This window comes from Acinetobacter sp. UBA2063 (assembly GCF_002333245.1).
GTDB classification, from domain to species: domain Bacteria; phylum Pseudomonadota; class Gammaproteobacteria; order Pseudomonadales; family Moraxellaceae; genus Acinetobacter; species Acinetobacter parvus.
The window spans coordinates 1-10,983 of sequence record NZ_DDAH01000177.1; the positions used below are offsets into that span (position 1 = coordinate 1).

Annotated in this window: 8 protein-coding genes and 2 pseudogenes; 3 read left to right on the forward strand and 7 right to left on the reverse strand. The window is 38.3% G+C overall.

From position 1 onward, the window contains the following. Positions 1 to 41 precede the first annotated feature (41 nt). Positions 42 to 659, forward strand: a pseudogene (locus B4H32_RS08390) (hydrolase or metal-binding protein); the annotation flags it as partial. 101 nt (positions 660 to 760) lie between these two features. Here the strand turns inward: B4H32_RS08390 and B4H32_RS08395 are convergent. From B4H32_RS08395 to B4H32_RS08410, 4 genes are read right to left on the reverse strand one after another with little or no spacing between them, the layout of a single operon-like run. Continuing rightward, complete coding sequence (locus tag B4H32_RS08395) at positions 761 to 2,092, reverse strand: nucleobase:cation symporter-2 family protein (RefSeq protein WP_004839196.1); 1,332 nt, start codon at positions 2,090 to 2,092, stop codon at positions 761 to 763. A 20-nt stretch (positions 2,093 to 2,112) separates the two neighbouring features. After that, positions 2,113 to 2,904, reverse strand: a complete 792-nt coding sequence (locus tag B4H32_RS08400) for an outer membrane protein OmpK (RefSeq protein ID WP_004778255.1) — start codon at positions 2,902 to 2,904, stop codon at positions 2,113 to 2,115. 17 nt (positions 2,905 to 2,921) lie between these two features. After that, entirely contained in the window at positions 2,922 to 3,875 is a 954-nt protein-coding gene (locus tag B4H32_RS08405) for an isopenicillin N synthase family dioxygenase (protein WP_004778254.1), read from the reverse strand. Positions 3,876 to 3,891: 16 nt separating this feature from the next. Next, the gene (locus B4H32_RS08410) at positions 3,892 to 4,866 is read right to left on the reverse strand and encodes an isopenicillin N synthase family dioxygenase (RefSeq protein WP_000125683.1); all 975 of its coding nucleotides are present in this window, start codon (positions 4,864 to 4,866) and stop codon (positions 3,892 to 3,894) included. A 304-nt stretch (positions 4,867 to 5,170) separates the two neighbouring features. Between B4H32_RS08410 and B4H32_RS08415 the strand changes: the two genes are divergently transcribed. Continuing rightward, positions 5,171 to 6,103 (forward strand): LysR family transcriptional regulator, encoded by a 933-nt coding sequence (locus tag B4H32_RS08415; RefSeq protein ID WP_004778253.1) that lies wholly within the window; start codon positions 5,171 to 5,173, stop codon positions 6,101 to 6,103. Positions 6,104 to 6,173: 70 nt separating this feature from the next. On the opposite strand, the pseudogene B4H32_RS12765 reads toward B4H32_RS08415, so the two are convergent. The 3 genes and pseudogenes from B4H32_RS12765 to B4H32_RS08440 form a co-directional block, all read right to left on the reverse strand. Then, positions 6,174 to 7,262 (reverse strand): annotated as a pseudogene (locus B4H32_RS12765) (BMP family ABC transporter substrate-binding protein). Next, positions 7,259 to 8,335 carry a hypothetical protein gene (locus tag B4H32_RS08435; protein WP_000738084.1) on the reverse strand — a complete coding sequence of 359 codons (1,077 nt, stop codon included), beginning with the start codon at positions 8,333 to 8,335 and terminating at the stop codon, positions 7,259 to 7,261. The pseudogene B4H32_RS12765 and the gene B4H32_RS08435 overlap by 4 nt, the downstream one beginning before the upstream one ends. A gap of 26 nt (positions 8,336 to 8,361) precedes the next feature. Further along, entirely contained in the window at positions 8,362 to 9,351 is a 990-nt protein-coding gene (locus B4H32_RS08440) for an isopenicillin N synthase family dioxygenase (protein WP_286801924.1), read from the reverse strand. A 344-nt stretch (positions 9,352 to 9,695) separates the two neighbouring features. Between B4H32_RS08440 and B4H32_RS08445 the strand changes: the two genes are divergently transcribed. Next, the gene (locus tag B4H32_RS08445) at positions 9,696 to 10,751 is read left to right on the forward strand and encodes an aromatic ring-hydroxylating oxygenase subunit alpha (RefSeq protein WP_004992287.1); all 1,056 of its coding nucleotides are present in this window, start codon (positions 9,696 to 9,698) and stop codon (positions 10,749 to 10,751) included. Positions 10,752 to 10,983: the final 232 nt, after the last annotated feature.

Genomic DNA, 10,983 nt, shown 5'->3' on the forward strand with positions numbered 1-10,983 from the left:
ACTGAATAAACCTTATAGGCTAGGTTTGTGCAACAAAGCCCCGTCAGACTGGCCGACCGGTCTGTGTTGGCAATGGGGAAACCTGTCAGCGACTCACCCAACAAGGTGTAGAACAATTAGCTTGTCCATCACCAGATTTATGTCCTTTGGCACAGGGCGGACAATGTAAACCCTATGGCCGTTTGCATGTGAACTTAGATGAATCTGATGAATTTGGAACTTTTATCTTTAGAACCACGGGTTTTAACAGTATTCGGACTTTGGCTGCACGGCTGAGCTATTACCATGCAGCTTCAAATGGTTTGCTGTCATGTTTGCCATTGCAACTGACATTACGAGGTAAAAGCACAACGCAGAGTTATCGTCAGCCTGTGTATTACGTGGATCTGACTTTAAGGGAGGGAGTAGATTTACAGTCCGCACTTCAGACTGCAAGGGATATAGACCAACAGAGTAAACAAGCCGGGTTTAATCAAGAGGCTTTAGATCAAACGGCAAGGCAGGGATTTGCGAATGGTTTGTTTGAAATGGATATTGAGGAGGGGCTAGATGTGGTGGACGAGTTTTATCAGGAAGAAGGTCTGCACCAGCCTGTGGTAGAACAGAATGCGTTCGATATCCAGCAGGGATTGAAAGGATCTGTGACAGCTTTGAACTGAGTTAAATAAGAGGAAACCTTTTACTGATATCAATGAATTAAGGGAGCATTAGCTCCCTTTTTTACATAGAACAAGAATGTTTTAAGCTGTGTATCTGATATTTATGCATCTTTCAATTTCTGAAGATACTGTTCATCCAATATCCGCTGTTTTCGATTTAGAACAGCATTCAAAATCACAGCACAAAAAGCCGTTAGCAAAATTGGGCTGTTTAACAGAGGTGAAAGATAAGATGGTAGTTGTGAGAAAATAGTAGGTGAGAATACAGGCAACATACCTATGCCGGCACTGACTGCAATGATGTAGAGATTATTCACATTTTGAAAGTCGACACGCTGCAGTACTTTGATACCATTAGATGTCACCATCCCAAACATAAACAATGCGGCTCCACCTAGAACACATGAGGGTATAGACGCAACAAAGTAAGCTATTTTAGGAAATAGACCTAAAAGGATTAAAAACACACCAGCTAAAGCACATACACTGCGATTCTTAACACCTGTGATCGCTAGCAAACCGATGTTCTGAGCATAGGATGTATACGGGAAGATATTAAAAATCCCACCAATCATTGTGCCAAGGCTGTCAGCTCTAAAACCGCGAGTCAATTTTTCCTGATCCACTTCTTCTTCAACAATTTCACCTACAGCCATGAACATCCCAGCTGTTTCAATGAAAATAACCAGCATGACTACGCACATAGTCAAGACAGCCCAAAAGTTAAACTCTGGAATACCGAAGTGAAATGGCATCACCCAACCTAACCATGGGCTTTCATCTATCTTGTCTAAAGAGATGAGGCCAGAAAATGCAGCGATGATATAACCAATTCCCATCCCGATTAGAACTGAAATGTTGCCCAAAAAGCCTTTAACATAACGGCTGATGATAATAATGCTTAATAGAACACAGGCAGCGATAGATAAGTACAATGGATTTCCAAAGTCTTTTACCCCATATCCGCCAGCGGACCATGTGCCTGCAATACCAATGAGAGATAGACCAATCACAAGAATTTGAGTTCCTGTCACCACAGGAGGGAAGAATCGTATTAACTTTCCAATAAATGGTGAAATCAGGAAGCCAAAGATCCCTGCGATAATGATTGCCCCAAATACACTTAGTAGTCCCATATCTGGATTAGTCCCAATTGCAATCATTGGGCCTACTGCAGTAAAGGTAACTCCCATCATAATGGGAAAGCGAATACCTACATTTTTAAAACCAATAGTTTGAATGAGGGTGGCAATGCCACAAACAAATAGATCTGCAGTAATTAAGAAAGCAATTTCTGCAGTGCTTAACCCTAAAGCTCCTCCAACAATTAGGGGAATTGAAACAGCACCTGCATACATTACCAAGACGTGCTGGATACTGAGAAAAATCATGGAGCTTGGTTTTAAGTTATTGGCTGTGATTGTGTTAGTCATATATGTTTTTCTCCTTCAGCCTAAAAGGTATATTTGACGATGAAACTAGTAGCATTTTGATTAGTTTTAAAATATGGAGTGTCTTCGATTAAGAATTTGTTTTTCCAATAGTCGTATTCAATACCTGCTGCTAATTTTTTTGGGCTTAAGCCTAGATGAGGGCTAAGGTCATATTTGATTTGTGGGTTAAAGTGAAAGTCGGAAGAGTTATTACCTTTGGAATTGACTACCCAATCAATGTATCCATCAAAAATGATTGATGATTTAAGAAATGGGACGGTATATGACCAGCAAGGAGTGATTTGCCATTGTCCACTTGGGGTGTTTCCATCGTCTGGAATGCGATAGTAAAAATTAAGGGTGAAATAATCAAAGCCTTTGATATCAAGGTCAAAACCTGGACCAACTAAATAAGTCCACATATCGTCATAACCAGGCTGATCTTGGATGCTTAAGTCAAAGCTTGTAGCTATTAGGACATCTTTCACTGGCCCAAAGCTCAAATTCGTATTGGTTAGTTTTCCTATTGAAAAGCGGGGAGCAATTTCTGTATAGACCGCATTATGACCTTGGGAAGCAGTCTTTTCACCGTCAAACCAATAAGTGTCGACAAATAGATAGAGATCTCCCCATTTCCAACTGCTCGCATGTTCAAAAGTAATCGTTTTATGTGTATCTGGTTCAACTTCAAAACCTTTACCGTAAAGTGCAGAAATACTATTGGATTGCCAATTTAACCATGATTCCTCAGCAAAAGAATAAGTGCTTATTAAACATGTGCTTAAAAATAGATAGAGCGCATTTTTTTTCATATAATTGTTTCCGATATTCAAACTTCAGCACGATGTTTGTAGGTTGCACTAAAACGTGATTGCAAATATTCCATACTAGTAATTGGTAAGTACTTAGGAGGATTTGATTCGTTATAACAGTTAGGTAGGCAGCGGATTACAGTTTTTGGACTAGGTTGTATGAAAAATGGAAATGAGAATCTTTGTTTTCCTTTAGGACTCGAAACGCGATGAGGTGTCGATTTATAGAGATCATTTGACCATCGTGCCATCATATCTCCGATATTGATTACATAGGTGTTAGGTATAGGAGGAGCATCGATCCAATTACCATTTACATCCTGAACTTGTAATCCACCTACTTCATCCTGAGCCAAAATAGTTACACACCCATAATCAGTATGTGTTCCCGCATTAAAACCTTGAGAGTCTGTATTGTCTAAGGTAGGCGGATAATGAATTAACCGGAGAAAACATAGGCTGTCTTGCAGACAATGATCAAAATAATTTTGCGGAAGACCAATGGCATGAGACATGGCATTAAGCAATATTTTTGCTAAATCCACCATTTCATCAAAATACTCTTCTGTAGCTACTTTCCACCCTTCAATATTTGGATAAACATTTGGTCCCCTTAGAGGTTCTTGATTAATGACTTCGGGATGATTAGCTTCTAAATGGACACCCATGTCATATATTTCTTTAAAGTCTTCAGGTAAGTCAGGGTTCAGTTGTTCTACTCCTAATGCACCATATCCTCTATGTGCAATTTTATTCTTTTGAATATCTATTTCTAATTTCTCTTGTAGAGGCTTACTAAAAAACTCTTTAGCTAAACTTTGAACTTCTGCAAGGTGATTCGGTTTATAACCACTGATATAGAAGAATCCCCATTCACGACATGCTTGGTCAATTTGGTTGCATATATCTGCATAATCAGGATGGTTAACGTCATAAAGAGGTGCAATGTCGATAACTGGTAATTTTTTCATGGGAAACTCCTTATTATTAGATATATGTTTTTTTGAACATGTTACGATAATGCTGTTCAACACTGATTGGTGGATATAGCGGTTCTGAGTTTTCCTCCAAACACTCTCGAATGCATTCAATCTGATACTGGTGATTACCGCTGTAGAAGAATGGAACAGAATATCGTTCCCCACCTGAGATGTTGATGACGCGATGGAGGGTGGATCTATATGTATTGTTCGTCCACATAGAGATTAGGTCACCTAGGTTAACGACATAACTATCTTCAATAGGCTCTGCCCAAATCCATTGGTTTGTTGACTGATCCCATACTTGTAAACCACGATTATGGTCTTGAAGTAATAGAGTAAGCCCGCCGAAATCAGTATGTGCCCCGCAACCTTTTTCATTTGGTTGAGCATTAGCTGGTTGAGGGGGATAGTGTAATAAGCGTAAAGTGACTAAATCTGCATCCTTACAAAACTCTGTGAAATAGTCAGCTTCCAAGTTTAGAGATAATGCAATAGCACGCATGAGTCGTTCAGAGACTTTAATCAATTCAACTTGATATTCCTCCATTACCTCTTTAAATCCATCAATATCTGGCCATTGGTTTGGGCCTTGGTTAAAAGCTTTATGGATGACAAAAGGATCTGAAGGTGAGCGTTCCTTCCCGATATAAAAGCCTTCCTTTATATCAGGCGGAGAATTAGGTTCAAGTGTTTGTGCTCTTAATGATTCATAGCCTCTATTTGCTTCAGAAAGCTCTTTGGACCACTGCTTTTTCTGTTCTGGGGGAAGACTAAAAAATAATTTGGAATATTCAAAAACCTTATCTTGTAATGCTTTAGAAACTCCATGTCCGGTAATGTAAAAAAAACCTTTATCTAAGCATGCTTTCCGAATATGTGAGGCAATGTTTTGGTGCGTTTGTATGTCATTATCCAAAAGTCCAGAAATATCGATGATGGGTATAGAGGTAATGTTTTGATTGTTTTCCAGCGCAGTCATGTAGCAATCTCTCAAAAATAATGTTTTCTTTTTATAAAATAATCATGAGACCGCATAGCAATGAATATCGAGCAAGCTGATGCCAAAAAGAGAGCTATTCTTAATTAATTAAATAAAAACAATTGCTTAAACTTTTTTAAATGAGTGGTGATGCTGAAAAAGCAACGGGATGCACTGAAAATAATGCTTTAGGTCCAAAAAATGGCTGCTACTTAATGGCAAGTTTTTTGCTTCTATTTCAATAGCTCATTCAAATTTATAAATGAATTTGGACTTTAAAGTTGGAATAGGATGTGATGTTAAAATGAGTACACGTGGTCTTCGCTTTCACTCAGCAGCAATTCATTATTTTGATGCTGTACGCCGGTGCGGTTCAATCAGGGAAGCAGCCAGACAATTAAATGTCGTGTCTTCCGCTGTAAATAGGCAAATTTTAAAACTCGAAGATGAAATTGGAGCACCATTATTCAATCGGGTGCCTTCGGGTATGGTGCTTACTCATGCAGGTGAGTTGTTTTCAAGACATATTAGTTTAGTACTGAGAGATACTAAGCGATTGCAGAATGAATTGGATGCACTGAAAGGGCTTTATAAAGGTCATGTTGAAATTGCGAGTGTTGAAACACTAGCGATTAATTTACTGCCAGAGATTATTGAAAAATTCCAGGTCAAATATCCTAATGTAACTGTAGGGGTTACAATTTTAGGCTCAAAAGATATCCCTAATGAAATCATTGAAAATCGGGTGGATCTAGGCTTGGCTTTTGCCTTGCCAAAGCATAATGATTTGCACCAAATAGCAATATCCCATTTTAAATTAGGTGCAATTGTATCGACTGACCATCCGCTGGCTTCTCAAAAGACGGTGTCATTCCATCAGTGCCTCGACTATGATGTGATTATGCCAAAACCTAATTTGTCTATTTATCAACAGTTGGCGCCATTATTTGCGGGTGCACAACATGCTATTCCAAATTTTAAAATACAAACGAGTTCTTTGGAATTAATGAAACAGTTAATACTCAGGAATAAGGGAATTGGTTTTCAGACATTCTTTGGGTTGGAAAATGAAATAATTAATAATCGCCTTCGCTATATTCCGCTTAATGATAACAATGGTATCTACTGTGATTTAGGTCTGTATGCACGTAAAGGTCATTATCTTTCTACAGCAACAGACGCTCTCTCCAGGCTTATTACAGATGAAATCCTACAAAGAGGCGAAGCTGGACAATAAACATAACCTGAAAAGTACAACTAAAAAGCTAAGCCCTTATCGAAATCCCTCAATAAAGGCTTAGCTTTGTTTATTTTGGATAAGCAGCATCCACGCCTTTAACGAAATAATTCATACTCATCAATTGCGTATTTGAGAGATGTTTACCTTTTCCCAAAAGCAATGTTCCATCTTGTTTGTAAAGTGGTCCACTAAACACAATATATTGACCGTTACGAATTTTATCTCGGACTGCCAAAACCTTCATTTTTTCATTGTTAGAGACCATTGGACCAAAACCAGTTATATCGATGGCACCTTCCTTGACACCATACCATGTCGATCCCGACTTCCATATTTTGTTATGCACTTGTTGCAAAACAGGGGTATAGATTTTTTTCCCAATATAACACTGATGCAGCTAGGTGACCTTTAGGAGCAAACTTACCCATATCTGAGTTCCAGCCAAAGGCAAATTTTCCTTTTTCCTGAGCAGCTTGAACTACAGCGGGGGAGTTGGTGACTTGTGATAATACATCAGCATTTTGCGATATTAATGCAAGTGCAGCCTCATGCTCTTTTCCTGAATCAAACCAAGTGTTAATCCAGACTATCTTGGTCTTAATTTTTGGATTTACAGATTGAGCCCCAAGTGTATAGGCATTGATGTCTCTAATGACTTCAGGAATTGGGAATGGTGCTACAACACCCAAACATTACTTTTAGTCTTATAGCCTGCCAATACCCCTTGCAAGTAAGAGCCTTCATAGGTTCGGATATCATAGACTCCCACATTTTTTGCAGTTTTATATCCGTTCGCATGCATAAAAATGGTGTTCGGGAACTGTTTAGCTACCTTTTCAATGGCATTCATATACCCGAAGGTAGTAGCAAATATAACCTTATTTCCTTGTTGTGCGAGTCTCCGAAATGTACGTTCAGAGTCGGCATTATCTAGAATATTCTCGATATAAGAGGTCTTAAATTTACCCTGTAAGGACTTTTCTGCTTTCAGACGACCTATATCGTGTGAATAAGACCAACCATAATCGTTTTTATGAGCGACATAGACAAAAGCCGCTTGATCAGCGGCCAATGCTGGATTGGCCCCACTGATGAGTAAAAGTCCTAAAAGACTGGCATTTACGAAAATATTTTTTAAATTAAGTAGGTTATTCATGCTGATTCTCTTTGAAGAGTATCAGTTGAATTTTGTTTTGCCATAAATATTGCCAGTCGCTCCTCATAAATCTCACGAATATAATGGGCAACACTGCAACTGTCGGCAAACATGTTGTATTTCCAATTTAAACCATACGACTCTAAATTGATATTATCAACAGTCATAAGTTGAACTTTAGAATTTGGATTGTTCAAGTAGCTATCAATGATTTTACGAATGACTTCTTTGGTTGGTGCAAGCTTATATGCATGCCAGAAGTCTGTATGCCATTCACCTTCCGTAGGTTGATTAAATGGATACTGAATTCCTCGGCCAGGACGATTTGTTCCTAAGCCATTATATGGTCCTGTTTCAAATGCTAACCAGTTAACTGGATTATTCGGGACTGCAGGACGGATCTGCCCCCATGTAACTAAATTTCGATTCAGCCAATCATCTGCAAAACTATCATTATTAAAAGGATCTAACTTTCTGATAGCTTCAGGATCATCACGCATTTGTGATACAGCAAGCTCAATTTCATTTTCAATTTTAAAAATACAATGGCTGTAATCCATTGCAAACTCAAACGGCACACCTTCTTTTTCTATAAGATCTGCCACCGGAATTACTCGACGATAATCTTCAGACCAGTTATCAACGTGGCACTCTAAGGTAACCGTTATTCCTTTACTTTGAGCGTAGGTGTAGAAATCGATATAAGTTTTAGCAACTTCTTCGTTCGTTACATAATGACCATCTGCATGTTTTGCCCAAATCATCATGTTGTGGAATTTGGCCCCTACAGCGGCACTACGATTAATATCCTGTTTGAATGCTTCCTCATCCTTGCCAATGACATATAAGCCACAACCAGAATAAATAGGGATATTTGTTTTCTGACTTGCCTTGATGTAAGCATCTATTTGACTATCTTCAAGAGGGATACGATCCAGAAAATCAAAGACCTCCGCAGCTTTTAGCATTTCGAACTGTTCGAGAATAGTAGGCTCATTCAGGCTTACTGGTCGTTCTTTTGATGAGTTTTGAATGCCTAAACCAGCACAACCTAGAGGAAACATTTTTTTCATAATTTTGATACCAACTGTTGAATAAATTAAACGGCTTCTTTTTTCGATGCGTAAGTTTTTTGATACATATAGGCTAGGTATTCACCTACAGTCATTTCTTTAGGTTCAGCCTTAAATTGATCACCTAAATTTTGCAGCGTTTTGATTTTGTATTCGTAATCCAAGTCAAAGAAGGTTGGAACCGAATAACGTGAGATACCTGCTTTACTATTGAAAACTCGGTGCATATTTGACAGGTATAGTCCATTAGTCATGAATTGGACTAAATCACCTAAATTTACGATAAAAGTATCTGGAATGTGAGGTGCACGAATCCATTCACCCTCACTGTTGCGGACTTCTAGTCCACCCACTTCATCTTGTAATAAGAGGGTCAATAAGCCCCAATCGGTGTGCGCACCGCAACCCAACTGATTATTTATAATTTCTTCAGACTGTGGTGGGTAGTGAAGCATACGAGTAATAATCACAGCTTCGTCATAGCCTACTTCGAAGTAGTTTTCTTCAAGACCAAGAGAAAGGGCTAGTAAACCAGCTAGATGTTTACCCAGTTTTAACACCTGTTGAATATAAGTTTCAGTCTGAGTTTTCATTTCAGGGAGGTCTTCAGGCCACTGATTTTGCCCATGTTGTGGATATCCTTTTTGGACATATGGGTGACTTGAATCTAGGTTTTTTCCAGACATGAAGCCTTCTTTTAGGTCAGGAGGAGAACCCTCATCGAGTGTTTGGGCTGCCATAGGTTCATAACCACGAAGGCATTTGGAGTTTTTGAAATCAATCTCTAATTTGTTTTCGATCGGAAGATCAAAAAACTGTTTTGCAATGTCTAGTTGTTTTTGGAGAACTTCAGAAGCGATACCATGATTTTTAATATAGAAGAAACCTGTTGTTCTGCATGCTTTATGGATTTCCCACGCAACAGATTTCCGTTTTTCTAGGTTATCGGAAAAACTGTCGCTTAAGTCGATTACTGGAATACTTTTAGCCGTAGAAGGTGGTGTGTATATCAACATTTTTGTGGCTCTTTGAACTTTGTTGTTATCAACTTAATGACAATTTAATTCCGTGCATAGCAGAGAATCTCGCTCAACTCGTTGCCAAAAAGGCAACACTAAATAAAGTCAGAGTAGTAATAGGAGTCCAAGTAATTCAGCATCAATTAAGAATTGTGATGAGTTATAAAATGCTAGTTATTCGTTAAGTTTAGATAAGAAGAACAATAATAAGAAAAGTGTTCTAAAAATTAGAAATACCATTCCTAAAGTCTTTAATAGACAGATAGAAAAGAAAAAGTCATGATGAAGCAATGCTAAGAAGTTTGAATTAATCAATAACTTATAAGAGGGGCAGCGCTAAAATGAATGCAATACCAGTTCTCAATTTATTCACTCAGCCACAATGTAGTCAATTTGACCCAAATGACTGGAATATTCTAGCGCAGCATTGGTATCCGGTAGTTCAAATCCAGGATGTAACGACTCAACCGCAACAAGTTCAGCTTCTTGATGTCAAAATGGCTATTTATAAAACTGAAAGTGGAGAAATTCATCTGGTCAGAGATATCTGTCCACATCGAGGAGTGCCATTAAGTAAAGGATGGGTAGAAGGTGAAAATATTGTTTGTCCCTATCATGGGCTCAACTATAACGCACAAGGTAAGTGCGTAAAAATCCCTGCTCAACCAGAACTTACCCAAATTTCAGATCGGTTCACCTTAACTAAATTCCCTGTAGTTGAGAAATATGGACTAGTTTGGACCAGCTTATTTAGCCGTGATGAAAGTGAAGCTAATTTTCCAGTTCTTGAAACTTGGGATTCGGATGAACATCAATCAATACTCCCACCATTTGTTGATATAGCAGGTTCTAGTGGTCGTCAGCTTGAAGGTTTTATCGATGTGGCACATTTTGCCTGGGTGCATAACAAGGCATTCGCTGATCGTGATAATCCAGTAGTGCCAAAATATGAAACTGAAAGAACAGATTATGGACTTAAAACGATTTATATCTCTACAGTAAGTAACCTTCCTCATAGTTTGAGACATTTAGAGCCAGAGAATTTCTTATGGAAACGAGAATTTGATGTATATCCTCCATTCTCGGCAACACTTACTGTCTATTTTCCTAACAATGGGATTTTAAAAATTTTGAATGCTTGTTGTCCTGTTTCGCATAATCAAACCAGGCTATTTGTTCCGTTGACACGTAATTTTGATACGACGGGTGACCTACAGGCTGTATATGACTTCAATGCACAAATTTTTGCAGAGGATCAGGATATTGTTGAGAGTCAAAAACCGGAAGAACTTCCATTAGATGTTTCAATGGAGGCGCACTTTGCAGCAGACAAATCTTCAACGACATATAGACGGATATTGGCAGAATGGGGATTAAGTAAAAGATATGTGGTCTAGAGATATAAGATAACCGATTATCTCGATTGGTTGAAATATAAGGGAGGTAGTCTCCCTTATATTTTTAGAGATTGATTTCGCAGAAATACTAATATAAAAGTGACTAACCATTTATCGTAATTTCATTGTCTTAGCTTATTCTAATTAATAAACTTGATTTTGTTACAATATCAAGTTTATACAGGGAGAGGGCTTTGTTGCACAAACCTAGAGCCTATAAGGTTTATTCAGT